The organism is Nocardioides sp. HB32 (assembly GCF_054058995.1).
In genome coordinates, this window is the sequence record NZ_JBSSBS010000001.1 from 3287300 (window position 1) to 3305674 (window position 18375).

Annotated in this window: 21 protein-coding genes; 1 reads left to right on the plus strand and 20 read right to left on the minus strand. The window is 70.5% G+C overall.

What is annotated here, in order from left to right:
• Nucleotides 1–5: 5 nt before the first annotated feature.
• A complete protein-coding gene (locus tag ACVW2K_RS16630) occupies nt 6–611 on the plus strand; it encodes a TetR family transcriptional regulator (protein WP_231496245.1) in 606 nt (201 codons plus the stop codon).
• Nucleotides 612–624: 13 nt separating this feature from the next.
• On the opposite strand, the gene ACVW2K_RS16635 is transcribed toward ACVW2K_RS16630, so the two are convergent.
• The 20 genes from ACVW2K_RS16635 to ACVW2K_RS16730 all read right to left on the minus strand — a co-directional run bounded on the left by ACVW2K_RS16635 (nt 625) and on the right by ACVW2K_RS16730 (nt 18367).
• Nucleotides 625–2790 carry a CocE/NonD family hydrolase gene (locus tag ACVW2K_RS16635; RefSeq protein WP_457203269.1) on the minus strand — a complete coding sequence of 722 codons (2166 nt, stop codon included), beginning with the start codon at nt 2788–2790 and terminating at the stop codon, nt 625–627.
• 69 nt (nt 2791–2859) lie between these two features.
• Nucleotides 2860–3285: a DUF5994 family protein gene (locus ACVW2K_RS16640; RefSeq protein WP_457203270.1), complete on the minus strand. Its 426-nt coding sequence runs from the start codon at nt 3283–3285 to the stop codon at nt 2860–2862.
• A 118-nt stretch (nt 3286–3403) separates the two neighbouring features.
• Nucleotides 3404–4558, minus strand: a complete 1155-nt coding sequence (locus ACVW2K_RS16645; protein WP_457203271.1) for a N(5)-(carboxyethyl)ornithine synthase — start codon at nt 4556–4558, stop codon at nt 3404–3406.
• Complete coding sequence (locus tag ACVW2K_RS16650; protein ID WP_269320359.1) at nt 4558–4692, minus strand: hypothetical protein; 135 nt, start codon at nt 4690–4692, stop codon at nt 4558–4560. Before ACVW2K_RS16650 ends, ACVW2K_RS16645 begins: the two co-directional genes overlap by 1 nt.
• Before the next feature lie 83 nt (nt 4693–4775).
• A complete protein-coding gene (locus ACVW2K_RS16655) occupies nt 4776–5240 on the minus strand; it encodes a lecithin retinol acyltransferase family protein (protein ID WP_457203272.1) in 465 nt (154 codons plus the stop codon).
• A complete protein-coding gene (locus ACVW2K_RS16660) occupies nt 5237–5719 on the minus strand; it encodes a GtrA family protein (RefSeq protein ID WP_457203273.1) in 483 nt (160 codons plus the stop codon). The genes ACVW2K_RS16655 and ACVW2K_RS16660 overlap by 4 nt, the downstream gene beginning before the upstream one ends.
• Before the next feature lie 23 nt (nt 5720–5742).
• Nucleotides 5743–6240, minus strand: coding sequence for a pyridoxamine 5'-phosphate oxidase family protein (locus ACVW2K_RS16665; RefSeq protein WP_028638130.1), 498 nt, complete (start codon nt 6238–6240; stop codon nt 5743–5745).
• Nucleotide 6241: 1 nt separating this feature from the next.
• On the minus strand, nt 6242–7012 hold the full coding sequence (locus ACVW2K_RS16670; RefSeq protein WP_457203274.1) for an SDR family NAD(P)-dependent oxidoreductase: 771 nt from the start codon (nt 7010–7012) through the stop codon (nt 6242–6244).
• Nucleotide 7013: 1 nt separating this feature from the next.
• A complete protein-coding gene (locus ACVW2K_RS16675; protein ID WP_457203275.1) occupies nt 7014–7910 on the minus strand; it encodes a 3-oxoacyl-ACP reductase in 897 nt (298 codons plus the stop codon).
• 1 nt (nt 7911) lies between these two features.
• Complete coding sequence (locus tag ACVW2K_RS16680; protein WP_028638127.1) at nt 7912–8103, minus strand: ferredoxin; 192 nt, start codon at nt 8101–8103, stop codon at nt 7912–7914.
• Between the two features lie 2 nt (nt 8104–8105).
• On the minus strand, nt 8106–9095 hold the full coding sequence (locus ACVW2K_RS16685) for an NAD(P)/FAD-dependent oxidoreductase (protein WP_457203276.1): 990 nt from the start codon (nt 9093–9095) through the stop codon (nt 8106–8108).
• A 64-nt stretch (nt 9096–9159) separates the two neighbouring features.
• A complete protein-coding gene (locus tag ACVW2K_RS16690; RefSeq protein ID WP_028638125.1) occupies nt 9160–9867 on the minus strand; it encodes a hypothetical protein in 708 nt (235 codons plus the stop codon).
• Nucleotides 9864–10415 carry a hypothetical protein gene (locus tag ACVW2K_RS16695; RefSeq protein ID WP_457203277.1) on the minus strand — a complete coding sequence of 184 codons (552 nt, stop codon included), beginning with the start codon at nt 10413–10415 and terminating at the stop codon, nt 9864–9866. The genes ACVW2K_RS16690 and ACVW2K_RS16695 overlap by 4 nt, the downstream gene beginning before the upstream one ends.
• Nucleotides 10376–11644 (minus strand): MCE family protein, encoded by a 1269-nt coding sequence (locus ACVW2K_RS16700; protein ID WP_457203278.1) that lies wholly within the window; start codon nt 11642–11644, stop codon nt 10376–10378. The genes ACVW2K_RS16695 and ACVW2K_RS16700 overlap by 40 nt, the downstream gene beginning before the upstream one ends.
• A complete protein-coding gene (locus tag ACVW2K_RS16705; RefSeq protein WP_457203279.1) occupies nt 11641–12939 on the minus strand; it encodes an MCE family protein in 1299 nt (432 codons plus the stop codon). The genes ACVW2K_RS16700 and ACVW2K_RS16705 overlap by 4 nt, the downstream gene beginning before the upstream one ends.
• Nucleotides 12936–14147 (minus strand): MCE family protein, encoded by a 1212-nt coding sequence (locus tag ACVW2K_RS16710; protein ID WP_457203280.1) that lies wholly within the window; start codon nt 14145–14147, stop codon nt 12936–12938. The genes ACVW2K_RS16705 and ACVW2K_RS16710 overlap by 4 nt, the downstream gene beginning before the upstream one ends.
• On the minus strand, nt 14144–15142 hold the full coding sequence (locus ACVW2K_RS16715; protein ID WP_457203281.1) for an MCE family protein: 999 nt from the start codon (nt 15140–15142) through the stop codon (nt 14144–14146). The genes ACVW2K_RS16710 and ACVW2K_RS16715 overlap by 4 nt, the downstream gene beginning before the upstream one ends.
• Nucleotides 15139–16224: an MCE family protein gene (locus ACVW2K_RS16720; RefSeq protein WP_457203282.1), complete on the minus strand. Its 1086-nt coding sequence runs from the start codon at nt 16222–16224 to the stop codon at nt 15139–15141. Before ACVW2K_RS16720 ends, ACVW2K_RS16715 begins: the two co-directional genes overlap by 4 nt.
• The gene (locus tag ACVW2K_RS16725) at nt 16221–17528 is read right to left on the minus strand and encodes an MCE family protein (protein ID WP_028638121.1); all 1308 of its coding nucleotides are present in this window, start codon (nt 17526–17528) and stop codon (nt 16221–16223) included. The genes ACVW2K_RS16720 and ACVW2K_RS16725 overlap by 4 nt, the downstream gene beginning before the upstream one ends.
• Nucleotides 17528–18367 (minus strand): MlaE family ABC transporter permease, encoded by an 840-nt coding sequence (locus ACVW2K_RS16730; protein WP_457203283.1) that lies wholly within the window; start codon nt 18365–18367, stop codon nt 17528–17530. The genes ACVW2K_RS16725 and ACVW2K_RS16730 overlap by 1 nt, the downstream gene beginning before the upstream one ends.
• Nucleotides 18368–18375: the final 8 nt, after the last annotated feature.

The window sequence follows — 18375 nt, forward strand, 5'->3', positions numbered from 1 at the left end:
TCCGTGTGAGCAGCGCCAACTCGCTGACGGTCGAGGACCTGGGCTCCGCCGCCCAGCGCGACCGACGCAAGCGCATCCTCGACGCGACCATCGCGCTCGCGTCACAGGGCGGATTCGACGCGGTGCAGATGCGGGCGGTCGCCGAGCGCGCCGACGTCGCCCTCGGCACGCTGTACCGGTACTTCCCCTCGAAGATCCACCTCCTGGTGTCCGCGCTGCAGCGCGAGTTCGAGCGCACCGAGCTGGCGCTCCGCGACCGGCCGATCGAGGGCGACACGACCGCCGAGCGCGTCATCACCGTGCTCAAGCGGACCACCCGCGGCATGCAGAGCGACCCGAAGCTCACCGAGGCGCTCACCAGGGCCTTCATGTTCGCGGACTCCTCCGTCGCCGCCGAGATCCACCAGGTCGGCATGCTGCTCACCGCGATGCTGACCCGCGCGATGTACCCCACCGGTCACGACGAGGTCACCGAGGAGGACGTCCAGGTCGCCCGCGTGATCGGCGACGTCTGGCTCTCGGCGCTCGTCGGCTGGGTCACCGGCCGCACCAACGCCGCCGAGACCGGTCAGCAGATCGAGGTCGCGGTCAAGCTGCTGCTACGCGACTGAGGTCGCCGGCCGCTCAGCCGGGATAGGTCCGGCAGGGCTGGCTGCGCAGCGACGCGCAGTCCGGCGCCGTTGCGGGCACCTGCACGCCCGGGACGACCGGCAGGACCAGGCGCGACGGGTGCCGGCGGTCGGCTGCCACGAGGACCCGCTCACCGTGGGAGACGGTGCTGTCGAAGGCCCACAGCGGCTTGGCACCGCCGGGGGCGTCCAGCGTGAGCCGGATACGCGAGCCCTTCCGGAAGGGTTGGGCGAACGGGAACAGCTCGACCCGCACCTTGGTCCACACACCGGCCGGCAACGGGGCCGCGTCCGACGCGAGGTCCGTGTGCACGGGCGAGATCTGGGTCGAGCGGGTCAGGTCCAGCTTGCGATGGCTGGCCCTCAGCCACCCGGACTGCACGTAGACCTCGGTGCCGTCGGGCCGGACCTCGCTCAGCGTGGCCTCGAGGTCGGTGTCCGGGGCCGACGAGCGGACCCAGAGGTCCACCGACCCGGTGCCGACCGCGACCACCGTCCTCCTCAACGGTGCCGTGATCCAGCCGAGGCCCTTGCCCGCGGGGATCTGCCGCCAGTCGTACGTCGGGTTCGCGGCCCAGATGTTGCCGCCCGGGAAGTCCGTGGCCGGGAGTGCCGACGGGTCCGCCCGGTAGCTGCGCCGGCCGGTCCGCTGGGTGTCCTTCGGCGGGGCGGCGCCCAGCCTGCGGCCCGAGAGGTAGAACGACGTCGGCCGGACGGACTCGAGCGGCCAGGAGGAGAACGTCCGGGTGAACCGCGGCAGCGGCGAACCGGCCGGCTGCCCGGCTGCGGCGCCTTCCTCGAAGAGGACCCGAACCGGCTTCTGCGACTCGTACTTCGCGAGTGCCTGCGCGTAGTCCAGGCCGGAGTAGTCGATGCCCTTCGGGAGCTGGAGCCCGCCCACCCCGGTGAGCGACTGCGCCAGGATCGGGGCGACGAAGTTCTTCGACGTGCCGGGCACCCGGTGCCCGACGTACAGGTCGAGGAAGTCGGCGTACCGGCCGAAGATGCCCAGGCTCAGGGACTCGATGTGCGACCCGTTGACCAGGTTGGCGTACACGTGCGGCGAGCCGGTGAGGTCGTCGAGCAGCGCCGGCCAGTGGCCGCCGGTCTGCTCGTCCTGCCAGGCACCGGCGATGAAGACCGGGACGTCGATGTCGTGCGCCCAGACGCTCGGGCTGATCGGGTCGCCGATCTCCGGCGAGTAGAACGGGTTCGCCTCGATCATGCTGCCGAGGTCGACGTTCTGCAGGCGCACCCGCTGGTTGTCGGCGCAGACCGTGTCGCCGGCGTCCGCCCGGTCCTTGCTCCACTGCTGGCCGTACGGCATCGCCTGCTCGGCCCGGTCGTTCGCCCAGGGGACGGCGAAGCCGGTGTTGAGGATGCCGCCCGGGTACAGCGTGCCGCGGTAGGTGTCGTCGATGACCGACAGCGGAGTGACCGCCGCCAGGTCCGGCGGCTGGGTGCGGGCGACGTAGAGCTGCTCGATGCCCGGGTAGGAGATGCCGACCATGCCGACCTTGCCGGCGACCCAGGGCTGGGCGGCCACCGTCTCGATGACGTCGTACCCGTCGACGCTCTGGACCGGCTCGAAGGTCATGAACGCCCCGCCCGAGCAGCCGGTGCCCCGGACGTTCACCCCGACGTACGCGAAGCCGAGGCTGTTGAAGAGCTGGGCGAACGTCGTGTTCGCGGGGTTGCTCGGGTCGTACCCGGAGTACTCGACGACCGTCGGGAACGGGCCCGGGCCGCCCGGCAGCGACACCTCGGCCGAGAGCGTCGTCCCGTCCCGCGTGGTGATGTAGTTGAAGCCCTTGCTCAGCGTCTGGCCGTCGTAGAACGACTGCGCCGGGGGCTGGCCGTCGAAGTCGGTGACGGCGACAGGTCCGGACTCCGTCCCTTCCTCGCGCACGGAGTAGGTGCCGGCCTCCAGCTCACGCCAGGCCAGGCTGCCCAGGGAATCGACGGTGCCGGTCCCGACGACCGCGCCGTCGTGCACCAGCGAGAGCTCCGCGCCCGGTGTCGCATCCAGGACGTAGAGCTGGTTCACGCTCGGCCGGATCGTGTACGTCGTGGGACCTGCCGCGGTGGCCCCGCTCGTCAGCAGGCCGGCCAGCACACATCCCGACGCGACGGCCGCAGCCGCCACCCTCCGCGCTCCCATGGCGCGATGCTGCCACGTTCCCGCCCCGCTGTGTCCGGAATCGTCGGGGGGGGCAGGCGCGCCTCGCACTCAGTGCGCGGGCGTCTCGTCGTCCCAGCGGTCCCAGTCGGCGTCGGTGCCGGCCGGCATGCCGTGCTCGGCCACCGCTCGCATCCGGCGCGCGCCCTCGGCATCGTCGAGGTCGCTGGGCACGACCACGAGGCGCAGGCGCCGACCCGTGGCCATGGTGAGGATCATCAGGTGGGTGTCGTCGCTGGGGAACGAGCCGACCTTGATCGGCCCGCGCCGCGCAACGATCCGCCGGAGGGCCCGGCCGTCGGCCGCCGGGCTGTCCCAGTCCGGTCGCGAGATCAGCAGGCGATTGATCCTGCCCACGGCGGCCGGGAAGTGGTCGACCAGGTCGGCGGCCTCGGGCTGGAGGTCGCGGGACCGGGGCCACCAGGCGCCGTGCAGGAAGCCGACGGGATCGTCGTCGAGCTCGAGCCGCAGCGGCACGCGCCCTTCCACGGTCGCGACGGGAATGGAGGTGGTCGGTGACGTCGGCACGACGTCCGCCCTTCAGTCCTGTCCTGCAGCTCGACGAGCTGGCCCGACAGGTCGGTTGCTCTCGACGCTACTCGGGCACCGCAACTCGCACGTGCGGAGGCTCCGCGGACCGGCCCTGGTACGCCAGGATCGCGGGGTTGACCACCCGGCCCTCCCGGATCTCGATGGCCCGGCTCAGGGTCTCGTCCGCGTCCCAGGCCGCGGGGCCCTCGAGCACCGGACGCAGGAAGGGGATCAGTGCGTTGCTGTTCTCCCAGGTCGCCGAGCCCCACAGGTACGACGGGCTGTGGTCCACCGCGTAGTAGAGGACGTTGTTCCCCACCAGGAAGGTGGGGTCCTCGAAGCCCGTCGGTCGCGCCCAGCTGAAGCCCATCCCCAGGTCGCAGGAGACGTCGACGATCACGCTGCCGGGACGGAACGCGTCCACGTCCTCGGTCTGGAGGTAGACGAGCGGGTGCGCTGGGTCCTGGAGGGTGCAGTTCACGACGACATCGTTCTCGGCCAGGTAGGCCGCGAGCGGCTCGCGGCCGCGCTCGGTGATGACGTGGCTCAGGTGCTCGCCGTCCGGCTCGTGGTCGAACTGGCGGATCAGCACGGAGTGGATCGGTGACCCGACCGCCGCCACGCCCCGGTTCGTCAGCACGGCGACCTGGTGGACGCCGTGCGCGTTGAGCGCGGTGACCGCACCCCGGGCGGTCGCTCCGAACCCGATCACCACTGCCGTCAGGCGTCGCCCGTAGTCACCGGTGATGCCCGCGAGCTGGAGCGCGTGGAGCACCGAGCAGTACCCGGCCAGCTCGTTGTTCTTGTGGAACACGTGCAGGCCGACTCCGCCGTCCCGGGTCCAGTGGTTCATCGCCTCGAAGGCGATCAGGGTCAGCCGCCGGTCGATCGCGAGCTGCGTGAGCTCACGGTCCTGGACGCAGTGCGGCCAGCCCCACAGCACCTGACCCGGACCCAGGGCGGCGACGTCCGCGTGCTGCGGCTTGGGCAGCAGCACGACGTCGGAGGCCGACAGCAGCTCGGCGCGCGACGCGAATCCGGCGACGTGGTCGCCGAGGGACTCGTCCGAGACACCGAACCGCGCGCCGTACCCGTGCTCGAGCGTCATCCGGGCCCGGAGGTCGGGGTCCAGGTGCGGGATGTGCTCGGGATGGAGCGGCAGCCGGTGCTCGTTCTCCTTGGCCGACGAGCCGATGACCCCGAGCCCCAGCAGCGTCACTACTTCTTCTTCGCCGGGTGGACCTTGTCGGAGAACGTCTCCTCGACGCCCTTGCCGCGCTTCTCGGCGCGCTTCTCCTTGATGGACTTCCCGGACTTCTTGGACATGTTCTGCCGCGGCGACTTGTCGCTCATGGGGAATCTCTCTGAGAGGAAGCCTGAACGGCTCCGTCCCACGACCCTACGCCCCCACCGATGCGGCCGGGACGCGGCCGGCGTCAGGCGACCTGGACCCGGCGACGCCGCAGCGGCCGCACCAGCGCGTACACGCCCATGCTCAGCGAGCCCAGCACCATCAGGTGCCCGCCGACCGCGTCGACGGCGCCGACCGAGGCGACCGCCCCGGGCGCCGCGACCGCCCACTTCCGGACCTGGCTGCTGGCCTTGGCGCCCGTCGACGACCAGGTCGCGAAGTGCTCGCAGTTGTTCGTGACGAGGCGGTAGCCCTCCGTCCCGAGGAGCGACTCGGCGTTGGCCACGATCTTGTCCGCGGGCAGGCCGACCTTGTACGAGCGCACGTGGACCTCGTCGCCGGCCGCGAACTCCGTCCACGACGTCCGGACGATGCGCCGGATCGAGCGGCGTACGCCGACGTACTGGATGACCGTGCCGTCGCCGCAGTCGATCCCGTGGTGGCTGTAGTGCCGACGCCGACGTACGTAGACGTGGTCCCCGCGGCTCATGCGGCGTTCGAGCAGGGCTCGGGGCCCGGCTGGTCGAACACGAACCGGCGGAAGACCCAGAACCGGGTCGCGGTGCCGAGGCCGAGGCCGATGACGTTGGCCGCCAGGTTGTCGGCGATCGGACCGGCCTGCCCGAGCACGTGCCGGCTGACCCAGAGGCAGACCACGGGGATCGCCATCGTGAGCGCGCCGAGCCCGAAGAACCGCACGAGCCCGGTCGAGGCGTCGCCGATCTCGCGATCGCGGAACGCCCAGGCGCGCATCCCGGCGTACGCCACGCAGCCCGCCAGCACGCTGACCAGGACGAACGCCGTCAGGGGCTGGTCGTGCAGGGGCGCCGAGCCCAGCGCCAGTCCGTGGACGAGGGCGTTGAAGCCCACGAAGGAGACGACGGTCGCGAGGCCGCCCACCAGGAGGAACCGCACCACCTCGCCGAGCACGCGCCGCGCCGACGTCGCAGGGGCGGACGGCGTGCTCACCGGGGAAGGCTAGCGGTGGCCCCTCACTCCAGGTACGCCGCGGTCGATCCGCCGAGCTCCATCACGGGGAGCCCGAGCTTGCGGTGGTCCCAGGAGCGGGTCCGTCGCCGGTCGAGGCGGATCGCGGCACGGTTGTGCGCCATGAACTCCACGAACGGCTTCATCTCCTCGGTGTACTCGCCGTTGTAGCGCTCGAAGATGTTGAGGCAGACGTCCCAGACGACGTCCTCGTCCTCGACGACGACACCCTCGCCCTCGATCGCGATGCCGCGGAGCTGGTCGTAGGTGTGACCGGTCTCGACGAGGAACGAGCAGCGCGGGTCCCGGCGCAGGTTGAGGGTCTTCTGCGCCTTCTTCTTGGTCTCGAACCAGATCTCGCCGTCGAGCACGGCGTACCACATGCCGACCAGGTGGATCTGGCCCTGCGGGCCGTGGGTCGCGAGCGTCGACGAGCGCTGCTGGACCAGGAACTCCGTGACCTCGTCGTCCGACATGACGACCTGGCCGCGCTGGTTGGGCACCTCAGCCGCCGAACGCGTGCGTCGCGGTGACGCCGCCGTCGATCGAGATCTCGGCGCCGTTGATGTACGCCGACTCGTCGCTGGCCAGGAAGACGTACAGCGGTGCGACGTCCTCGGGGTGGCCGACCCGGCGCAGCGGCACCTTCGAGGCGCCGAACTCCATCGCGGCGTCGCCGCCGTGGACCCGGGTCATCGGGGTGTCGATCATGCCGGGGTGCACGGAGTTCACCCGGATCTGCTTCGGGCCGAGCTCCATCGCCGCGCACTTGGTCATGCCCCGGATCGCCCACTTGGTCGCGGCGTACGCAGTGCAGTTCGCCATGCCCGCCAGGCCCTCGACCGACGAGGCGTTGATGATCGAGCCGCCGCCGTTCGTGCGCATCGTCTGCGTGACCGCCTGCATGCCGAGGAAGCAGCCGAGCTGGTTCACCCGGAACAGCAGCTCGAACTCGTCGAGCGGCATCGTCTCGATCTCGCCGAAGCGCAGCAGCCCGGCGTTGTTCGCGAGCACGTTGACCGGGCCGAAGCGCTGGTTGGCGTCCTCGACCAGGGTGCTCCAGGACGCCTGGTCGCTGACGTCGTGGTGGGCGAAGTGGGCGTTGGCGCCCCCGGAGACCTCGCAGAGCTCGTCGGCGAGCGCCTGACCCTGCTCCTTGGCGATGTCCGCGACCACCACCCGCGCGCCCTCGGCCACGAACGCGCGGCAGATGCCCGCGCCCTGTCCCATCGCGCCGCCGGTGACGATCGCGACCTTGCCCTCGAGCCTGCTCATCTCACACCGTCAGCTTCATGATCGAGTCGGCGGCGAAGCCCTGGGCCGGGTCCCGGCCGTCGAAGTAGCCGCCGAGCTGCTTGTCCAGGTCGTCCAGCGTCCAGAGGTTGCCGGACTTGTCGAACCGCTGCTCCACCACCGGCGCCGCGACCAGGGCCACCATGCCGCCGTACACGACGAAGACCTGGCCGGTGATGTTCGCCGCCGCCGGGGAGGCGAGGTACGCCACGACCGGTGCGACGTGGTCGGGTGAGTAGGGGTCGACGTCGAGCCCGGACTCGTCCGCGCCGAAGACCTGCGCAGTCATGGCGGTCCGGGCGCGCGGGCAGATCGCGTTCGCCCGCACGCCGCTGCTGGCCAGCGCCCGCGCCGTCGAGACGGTGAGCGCGGCGATGCCGGCCTTGGCGGCGCCGTAGTTGGCCTGTCCGGGCGGTCCGGAGAGGAACGCCTCGGAGGCGGTGTTGACCACGGCCGCGCCGACCGGGCCGGACTCCTTGGCCTGCGCGCGCCAGTACGCCGCCGCGTTGCGCGAGAGCAGGAAGTGACCGCGCAGGTGGATGTGCACCACCTGGTCCCACTCCTCGTCCGACATGTTGAAGAGCATCCGGTCCCGGGTGATGCCGGCGTTGTTGACGACCACGTCGAGCCGACCGAAGCCGTCGACGGCAGCGGTGACCATCGCGTCGGCCGTCGCCCGCTCCCCCACGTCGCCGGCGACGACCGTCGCCTTCCCGCCGCGGGAGCGGATCTCCTCGGCGGCCTCGTCGGCACCGCCGGGCAGGTCGTTCAGCACGACCCGCGCCCCGGCGTCGGCCAGCGCCAGGGCCTCGGCCCGGCCGAGGCCCGCACCGGCTCCGGTGACGACCGCGACCTTGCCGTCCAGGGACACGTCTCCCACGTCAGTCCTCCAGCGAGATGGCGGCGCGCGGGCAGGCCGCGACGGCCCGCTTCACGGCATCGACGTTCTCGGGCGTCGTCTCCTCGGTGCGCAGCTGGAGGAAGTCGTCGTCGTCCAGCTCGAACACCTCGGGCGCGAGCGACTCGCACAGGGCGTTCGACTCGCACAGGTCGAAGTCGACCTTGATCTTCATGCTCAGCTTCCTTCCGAGGAGTGACCGGGGAACACGTGGGCGCTCGGGTCGACGACGACCGCGGCGTTGTTGACGGCGGTGGCGGCCTCGCCGAAGCCCACGGCGATCAGGCGGACCTTGCCGGGGTACTCGGTGACGTCGCCGGCCGCGAAGACCCGCTGCAGGTTGGTGCGCATCGCGGAGTCGACGACGACGTGCCGCTTCTCGACCTCGATGCCCCAGTGCTGGAGCGGACCGAGGTCGGCGACGAAACCGAGGGCGGCGACGACCGCCTGGGCCGGGCGGTTGGTGACCTCGCCGTCGACGGTGATGTCGATCGACTCCAGGACGCCGTTGCCCTTGAGCGCGGAGACCTCCGCCCTCGTGACGATCTCGACCGACGAGGAGCGCACGGCCTCGACGGTCCGCTGGTGCGCGCGGAACGCGTCGCGCCGGTGCACGAGCGTCACCGAGTGGGCGACCGGCTCGAGGTGGAGCGCCCAGTCGAAGGCGCTGTCTCCCCCGCCGACGATGACGACGTCCTTGCCGGCGTACGGCGCGAAGCTCGGCACGAAGAACTCCAGGCCGCGGCCGAGCCAGCCGTCCCCGGCGGGCAGGGGCCGAGGGCTGAACTTGCCGATCCCGGCGGTGATCAACACCGCTTTCGCGTGGATCTCCGTGCCGTCGTCGAGGCCGACGACCACGCCCTCCTCGTGCTCGGTGAGGGTGCTCGCGGTGCGGTCGAGGAAGTACGCCGGGCTCCCGGTCGCGGCCTGGCTCACCAGACCCTCGACGAGGTCGCGGCCCTTGATGCTCGGGAAGCCGGCGACGTCCAGGATCTGCTTCTCCGGGTACATGGCCGTGATCTGGCCGCCGAGCTCCGGGAGTGAGTCGACGACCGCGATCCGCATCCCCCGGAAGCCCGCGTAGTAGGCGGCGAAGAGCCCCGTGGGGCCGGCGCCGATGACGAGGAGGTCGGTGTCGTGGGTGTGCGCTGCTGACTGCTGGGACACGCCGCGATCCTGCCCTTCCCCGAAGCCGGCCTCAACTGGAACGTGTTCTAGTTTCGCACACCGGTCACTTCGTGTCGATGCTCGACACCAACCAGCCGTGGTCGGTGTGCACGACCGTCACCAGCGCCCGGTACTGCGCGAAGTCGGTCTTCGGCTGCCCGTCCTCGACCTTCTGCACGTACTGGTTGAGGAACAGCAGCGCCTGCACCTGCGACGGGGACGCCTGCACGACGCTCTGCCCCACGGCCTTCACCTGGAGCTGCGTCTTGTTGGCGATGAACTGGTCGCGGATGCCGTCGGCGGTCTGCTGGTACTGCTTCGCGAAGGAGTCGGTCATCTTGGCGGTCGCCTGCGCGACCTGGTCGTCGTAGTTCTCGTACGTCGTGGAGAGGATCTCCTCGGTCGAGCGCGCCGCCGTCTCGACCGCCTCGCCGCGGGTGGCGTCACCCACGACGACCGGCCGGGACGCCGACACGGTCGGCGACGGGTCGTGGTTGAGGTAGACCAGCTCGAGGGCACCGACGACGACCAGCACCACGGCCGCCACGAGGAGGGCGATCGTGGTCCGGTTCCGTCCGCCGCGACGGGGCTGCTCCGCCCCGGGAGCACCGGGCTCCGGTGGTCCCGGCGGCGCGGGCGCCTCGTGGTCCGGCTGGTGCCCGGGCTCGTCGACGGACTTGTCGGCGGGCGCGTCGACCGGGCGGGTCTGGCCGGCGATCTTGCGCGGGCGCCCGGTCGGGTTGCGGGACCCCAGTCCGCCGGAGGTCGTCATCCGACGAACTCCAGGTTCGAGGTGAGCCACTGGTCACCGACCTTCTGGAGGTCCAGCTTGAGCCGGAAGTACCGCGCGACCTGCTGGTTCCTGGTGGACCGGTTCGCCACGGTGCCGGTGGTCGCCGCGAGGACGGTCGCGCTGTCGGCGTCGACGTCGACGACGCCGGCCCAGAGCACGTCGCCGTCCATGACCGACTGCTCGCGCCGGAGGACCTTCACGACGCCGTCGGTCGAGCTGTCGTACTGCTTCTTGAAGTCGCCGGTCGCTCCGGCCGCGACCGCCCCGATGCTCTCCTGGGCGTTGCGGTAGTCGATGTTGATGAACGCCTTCACCTCGTCGCGGGCGGCGGCGAGCACGTCGCCGTACCGCTCCTGCTCGACCGCGGCGCGCTGGTTCTCCCGGTGCTGCTGGACGACGAGCACGCCGCCGAACACACACGCGCAGGCGAGGACGAGCACCAGCACGAAGAGACCGATGTCCAGACGGGCCCGAGTACCGCCAGCGGTCACCGGCTCGTCACCGGGCCGACCAGCAGCCACTTCCATGCGTCCCCTCCCAGGATCGACAGGTTGCCCTGATCGACGAAGCGTACGGGGTCTCCCTGTGCGTCGACGGCACCCGACACGAAACCCGTCGCCGGGTCGTACGACGACCGGTAGACCGCCCCGGGCGAGCCGGTGCGCGTGTTCTCCGGCGAGTGCTGGGGGCCGCGCATCACGTACGGCGGTCCGCTCGCGCACTGCGCCGGGAAGATGGGGCTGTCGGTGAGGTCGCTCGGCGGCCGCCACTGGTTGCGCGGCTTGTAGCCCTCGGTGCACGGGGGGACGGAGTTGTCGAGCTGGAGGTTGACGTGGCCGTAGCCGTCGCCGGGGGTGCCCGTGAAGCCCGCCGAGATCACCCGCGGGTAGGTCACGAGGAGCTGCTCGACGCCCGCGAGGTTCGAGACCACGACCTGGTTGACGCTGACGGCGTTGCCCAGCAGCACCGGCAGGGTCGGCTCGAGGTCCTCGAGCAGCCCGTCGACCTCCCGCGCGGCGCCCGGGGTGTCGGTGAGGACCTTGTCGAGGTCGTCGTCGCTCGCGGCCAGGGCGCTGGTGATGCTGTGCAGGTTCCGCGCCAGGCTCCGGATGTTGTCGCCCTGCCCCTGCTGCGTGCTCAGCACCCGCTCGCCGCGGTCGAGCAGCCGGATGGTGTCGGCCGTGTGCTCCGACGCCTGGCGGACGAACTCGCTGCCGCTGTCCAGCAGGTGCTGGAGCGGCCGGCCGGTGTCGTCGAACATGGTGCCGAGCTCGCGGACGACGGTCCGCAGGTTGTCCTTGTCGACCGAGCTCACGAACCTGTCGAGCTCGACGAGCAGGTCGCCCTCGTCGACGGGGAGCGAGTCGGCGTCGCCGTGGAAGGTGTAGCCGGCCTCGGCGTACGGCCCCTCCTCGTTCGGCGGCTCGAAGTCGAGGTACTGCTCCCCCACCGCCGACAGGTTGTGCACGTACATCGGCGAGTCCTCGGGCAGCTCGGTGCCGTCCTGGAGCGCCAGGGTCAGGTCGACGCCGTCGGTCTTGGCGTTCATCGCCGAGACCTTGCCGATCTTCACGCCGCGGTACGTCACCTCGCTGCCCTCGAACAGGCCGCCGGAGGTCGGCAGGGTCGCGTGCACCGTGATGCCGCGGCCGAGCACCCGGTCGACCAGGCCGAGGTAGGACCCGGCGATGTAGACCACCCCGACCGCGCTGAGGACGAGGAACGCCGCGATGCGGAGCTTGACGCCGTGGCTCATGGGGTGCCTCCGTAGAGGGCCGCCGGGCTCGGAGCGGGGCTCGGCGTGCCGTCGATGAGGGCCCGGCCGAGCAGGCCGCCGAGCGGGCCGTCCCCGGCACCGGGGAGCGCCTCGACGATCGTGCAGACCGGGTTGCCGTCGTACTTCTTCCGCTTGCACTCCTGCTGCAGCTTCTTGACCAGGTCGACGCTGTCGAGCACCTTCTGGCACGCCTTGCTCTGGAGGTCGAGGCTCTGCAGGCACTTGGTGACCGCGTCGACGGTCTGCCCGGGGTCCGGGATCACCGGCGGGAGGCCGCCGCCGTCGTGGCCGCTCGGGATGATGTTCTCGAGGTTGATGTCGGCGCGGATCGAGGTGTTGGCGTAGTCGCCCTTGACGATCTCCGACGCCTCCTTCGGGAACGGGAAGCTGACCAGCAGGTTGAGGCCGGGTGCGAGCTTGTCGCCGGCCTCGTACAGCCGCTGCAGCAGGGGCTGCAGGTGGTCCAGCGACTTCAGGATGTCGTCCTTGCTCCGCCCGATCACGCGGGTGCCGACCGCGCCGAGCCTGTCGAGCGAGGTCAGCATGGCGATCAGCTGGTCGTGCTGCGCGGCCAGCACCTGGACGGCCGGGCCCATCACGTCGAGGGCGCTCGTGATCGTGTGCTTCTCGCCGTTCAGGGTGGCCGTCAGGTGGTCCACCGCATCCATCGCGTCGAGGATGTCGTCCTTCTGGGCGTCGATGGTGCCGACGACGTCGTCGAGGGAGCCGAGCAGGTGCCGCAGCCGGTCGGTCCGGCCGTCCATCACCGCGTTCAGCTCGTGGGTGATGGTGCCGAGCTGCTCGACGCCGCCGCCGCTCAGCAGGAACGACAGCGCGCCCAGCACCTCCTCGACCTCGGGGTTGCGTCCGGTGTCCGACAGATCGATGTTGTCACCCTCGGAGAGCTTGCCGGTCGCCCCGGTCGCGGGCGCCTCGAGCGCGACGTACTTCTCACCGAGCAGGCTGACCTGGCGGATCTCGGCGACCGCGTTGTCGGGCAGGTCGACGTCGCTCTTGATCCGCAGCGTGACCTCGGCGTGCCACCCGACCCGCTCGACGTCGGTCACCTCGCCGACGGTGACGTCGTCGACCATGACCGGCGACTTGGGTACGACGTTGAGGATGTCCTGGAACTCCGCCGTGACCTGGAACGAGTTGTCGTCGGACACCGGCCCGCCGGGCAGCGGGAGGTCGTAGGCGCCGTCGAACTTGCACGCACCGGCAACCAGGGCGAGGACGACCAGGAGGACTCCCGTGCGCAGCAGCCGGATCACGACCCGCCTCCCATCAGCGAGTCGAGGGACCCGGCGCCCGATGCGGCGTACTGCTGCACCCGGTTGTAGCCGCCGGTCGATGCGGAGGTGGAGCTCTTCCCGCCCTGACCCGGCGGGATGGTCGGCAGCTGGCCCTCGACCGGCTCCAGGAGCTGCTTGAACAGCCGGCAGGCCAGGTCGGCACTGGCCTGCGGCAGCCCGGACTGCTGCACGACCCCGCACAGGAACCCGTCGGCGTCCCACACGTTGCCGCTGATCCCGATCCGGGACCCGATGGTGCCCGTCCTGGTGTTGTAGGCGAGGGTCAGGTTGCCGATCGCGGTCGGGGCGACGCGGAGCGCGGTCTCGATGCTGGACCGCTCGGAGTTGATGGTCTTCATCACGCGGGTCAGGCGTTCGACGCTCTCGACCAGGCGCGCCCGGTTGTCGTGGACGAAGCTCTTCACGGTGCCGACCGAGTCCGCCACGGCGGCGAGGGCGCCCTGGACCTCGGTCCGCTCGTCCGCGAGCTGGCCGGAGACGCCGGCGAGGTCCTGGATGAACGCGCGCACGAAGCGGTCGTTCTGGGCCAGCGTGGTCGTGAACTGCGCCAGCCGGCTGACGGTGTCGAAGAGCGGTCCGGCGCCGTTGCCGAACGTCTGTGCGGCGGCCGCGAGCTGGGTCAGCATCTGGTTGCCGAGCTGGCCCTTGCCGTCAAGCGCGTGCGCGCCGGCGGCCAGCACGTGGTCGAGGGTGCCGTCCTTGTTGACGCCGTTGGGCCCGAGTGCCTCGGACAGGTCGCGCAGGCTGGCGTAGATGCGGTCCAGCTCGACCGGCACGCCGGTGTCGGCGAGCGCGATGTCCGCACCGTCCGCCATCAGCTCGTCCCCGGACTGGTAGGCGGGCGTCAGCTGGACGAACCGGTCGGCGACCAGGGTGGGCGTCACGATGACCGCCTTGGCATCGGCGGGCACGTGGTACTTCGCGTCGTACTCCATGTCGACCCGCACCGAGTTGCCCTCGGGGATCACCGCGGTGACCCGGCCGACGTTCACGCCGAGGATGCGGACGTCGCTGCCCTGGTAGATGCTGACGGCGCGCGGGAAGTGCGCGGTGACGGTCTTCGTCTCGGTGTGGTCGCGGAGGAAGACGAAGTAGGTCGTGGTCAGCAGCACCACCGCGAGCGCCACCGCGATGGCGCGCCCGCTGACCCTGCTCAGGGCGTTCACTGTCCCTCCAGGGGGCCGGGCTGGAACTCGCCGGTCGGGATCGCGGCCAGGTTGGACGCGTAGGCGTCGAACCAGGGGCCGGTGCCGATGATGTTGCCGAGGATCGACACGTACGGTCCGAGCGCGTGCAGGGTCGCCTTCAGCTCCTGGTCTTTGCTGTTGAGCAGCCCGAGCAGGTCGTTCACCTGCTTCAGCGCCGGCGCCATCTGCGCCTGGTTGTCCCGGGCGACGCCCTTCAGCTGGATGGCGAGCTGCCGGGCGTTCACGAGCAACAGGTGGATCGCCTGCTTGCGCTGCTTGACCTCCTGGAGCACGAGGTCGCTGTGCTTCATCAGGTCGACCAGGTCCTGGCTGCGGGCCGCGAGCACCTTGCTGACGCTCTGGGAGCTCGTCAGCAGTGCCTGGATCTGGTCGTCGCGCGAGGCGATGCTCTCGGACAGCCGCGCGATGCCGCGGAAGCTCGACTCGATCTCCGGCGCCGCGTGGTTGGTCGTGTCGGCCACCACGTCGAGCGCGTCCTTGAGCTGGTCGGTGTCGATCCGCTCGGTGGTCTGGGTGAGGTCGCCGAAGACCCCGACGATGTCGTAGGCCGACTCGGTGCGGTCGAGCGGGATCACGTCGTTCTCGGGCATCTGCCCGTCCCCCGCAGGCTGGAGGTCGAGGTACTTCTCACCCAGCAGGTTCAGCACCTCGATCGACGCCCGGCTCTCGGGACCGAAGTCGACGCCCTTGTCGATGTCGAAGGTGACCAGCACCTTGTTGCTGTCCTCGAGGCTGACGTCGTCCACCCGGCCGACCCGGATGCCGCCGACCTGGACCATGTTCCCGACGTGCAGCCCGCTGGCGTCGCTGAACTCCGCCTTGTAGGTGCCGCCCTTGAAGCCCGGGAACTGGGAGAGGTTGAAGGCCGCCGCCATCACCAGCAGCATCGCGACCACCGTGATCGCGCCCAGCCGCAGGATCTGGGTCTGGCTGTACGTCCTCGAGATGCTCATGGCGCGGTGGCTCCGTTGCAGCGCGGTGCGGTCGAGTGGAAGTCCAGGTGGTTGAGCTGGCCCAGCAGCTGCTTGACGCCCGGCAGCGCACTGAGCCCGGCCGGCAGCGTGATACGGCCGCTGAAGCCGCAGATGTAGTAGCTGTACCAGGAGCCGTACGTGCCGGTCCGGGTCTGGTCCGTCATCGACTCGGGCAGCCGGTCGAGCAGGTCGGTGAGGTTCGCCCGGTTCTTCGGCTCGTTCAGGAGCGTGGCCAGCCGGCGCAGCTTCGCGACGTCGGACTTCACCAGCGGTCGCCCCTGGCGCAGCAGGTCGGCGACCACCACGGTCAGGTCGGAGATGTTGTCGATCGAGGAGCCGATGACGTGCCGGTCGCGGGCGAGGTCGGCCATCCAGTTCTTCAGGCCGATCACCAAGTCGTTGAGCTGCTGGTGCCGGCTGTCGACGGTCTGGAGGGTCTGGGTGAGGTTGTCGACGACGTGCCCGATCAGCTGGTCGCGGTCGGCGAGGGTGTTGGTCAGCGACGCGGTCTTCGCGAGGAGGCCCTGGACGGTCCCGCCCTCGCCCTGGAGCACCTGCACGAGGTTCATGCTCAGGTCGTTGACCTGCTGCGGGTTCAGGGCCTGGAACAGCGGCTGGAACCCGTTGAACAGCACCGTCAGGTCCAGCGCGGGTCTGGTCTGCGCGATCGGGATCGTGCCACCGTCCTCCAGCGGCTCGGCGTCGGCGTCCGCGCCCTCCTCGAGCGCGAGGTAGCGGTCGCCGACGAGGTTCAGGTAGCGGATCTCCGCGTGCGACGCGGTTGTCAGCGGCACGTCGGAGGCGACCTTGAACGTCACCAGTGCCCCGGTGCGGTCGTAGTGCTCGACGTCCTTCACCTCGCCGACGCTCACGCCCGCGACCCGGACGTCGTCACCCTTCTGGAGCATCGAGGCGGTGCTGAAGATCGCGTGGTACGTCGTCTGGCTGCCGAAGCCGAAGTTGCCCATGATCACCGCGAGCAGGCCGGTGACCAGCACTGAGGCAAGCGTGAAGATGCCGAGCTTGATGCCGGCGGCGATCGTGGTCGAGTTGCGGCTCACCTCGCGCCCACCCCCGCACGCAGGAGGGGGCCGAACATCAGCGCACCGAGCGAGCCGAACGTGTCGGCGGCCCGGCCGGTCCGCTCGGCGAGCAGCGCGTTGACGATCTGCTGCTCGCCCTCGGACCCGGAGTAGTCCGCGCCGGGCCGGTTGAGGCCGAGCTGCGTCGGCACCGGCGACGTGGGCGGGTGCTCGTCGATGTCGCTGCCCTGCTTGAGCGCGACGGGCGGGGCCGGGACCGGTGCGTCCGGCAGGCCGAGGCACCAGGGACCGTGCCCGACCTCGCCGTACACCGGCTTGTCGTGCTGGTCGTAGGGGTGGTACTGCGGGGTGCCGAACTCGATGTACTGCTTGACCTGGTTGCCCTCGAAGGTCCGGGCCAGGCGGGGTGCGTAGCGCGCCGCGCCCTCGATCAGGCACGGCAGCTCGGGCGAGTAGACCGCGAGGAGCCGCAGCACCGGCTCGGTCACCTGGCCGACCCGGATCAGGTTGGTCGCGTTCTCGTGCAGCACTCGGGTGGAGGTGTCGGCGAGCCCGCCGAGGTCGGAGAAGAAGGTGCTCAGCTGCTGCTTGTCGTCGATCACGGTCTGGCCGGTGATCGTCACGTCCCGCAGCACGCCGAGGAGGTCGGGCGCCGCGCTGTCGTAGGTCCGGGCGACGTCCGCGAGCTTGACCAGGTCGGTCCGCAGCGTCGGCAGGTGGTCGTCGATCTGGCCGAGGTAGTGGTCGAGCTGGTCCATCGTCCGGCCGAGCTGCTCGCCGCGACCGGCCAGCGCGGTCGAGAGCGCGTTGAGCGTCGCGTTCAGGTCCGCGGGCCGGATCGAGCGCAGCAGCGGGAAGAGCCGGTTCAGGACCTGGCTCAGCTCGACGTTGGTGTCCACCCGGTCGGCGGGGATGACGTCCCCATCCGCGAGCGGGGTCGACGACGGGTCGTCAGGCACGACGAGCGAGATGAACTTCTGGCCGAACAGCGTCGTCGGCAGGATCTGCACCGACACGTTCTCCGGGATCTGCTCGGCCTCGTCGGGGTCGATCGCGACGGTGATCAGGGCCTGGTCGCCCTTCTGGTCGACCTTGCGGACCTGCCCGACCAGCGCCCCGTTGACGCGCACGTCGCCGAACTTCGCGAGCTGGAGGCCCGCCCGGTCGGCCTCGATCGTGACCGTGGTGACCCGGGAGAAGGTCTTGTTGTACACCGCGATGGAGAGACCGATCAGCAGCGCGATCACGGTCAGGAAGGCGACGCCCGCGACCAGCAGCCGTCGGTGCTCACGCGGGCTGTCGTGGTAGACGTTCACCAGCATCAGCCGGTGATCCTCACCGTGGTGGTGGAGCCCCAGATCGCGAAGCTGAGGAAGAAGTCCGCGACCACGATCGTCACGATGCTGGTCCGGATCGCACGGCCGACCGCCATGCCGACCCCGGCGGGGCCGCCGGAGGCGGTGTAGCCGTAGTAGCAGTGCACCAGGATCACCGCGACCGCGAGGAACAGCAGCTTGAAGAACGACCAGAGCATGTCGACGGGCGGCAGGAACTGCAGGAAGTAGTGGTCGTACGTGCCGGGTGACTGCCCGTAGATCATCGTGGTGATCAGCCGCGGCGAGAGGTACGACGCGGACAGCGCGACGATGTAAAGCGGGATCACCGCGATGAACGCGGCGATCATCCGGGTCGTCACCAGGAACGGCAGCGACGGGATGCCCATCACCTCCAGCGCGTCGATCTCCTCGGAGATGCGCATCGCACCGAGCCGCGCGGTGTAGCCGCAGCCGACGGTGGCGGCCAGCGCGATCGCCGAGACCAGCGGCGCCACCTCCCGGGTGTTGAAGTACGCCGAGATGAACGCGCTGAACTTCGCGACGCCGATCTGGCTCAGCGACGCGTAGCCCTGGATGCCGACCTCGGTGCCGGCGAAGAACGCCAGGAACGCGATCACGCCCACGGTGCCGGCGATCAGGCTCAGGCCGCCGGCGCCGAAGGTGACCTCGGCCAGCGTGTTGACGATCTCGCGCGGGTAGCGCTTGATGGCGCGCGGCGTCCACGCCAGCGCCTTGACGTAGAACAGCAGCTGGTCGCCGTACGTCTCGAGGGAGTCGCGGCGTCCCTTGACGAAGGAGCTGCCCATGGCACCGATGCTGGCCATGTCAGTCG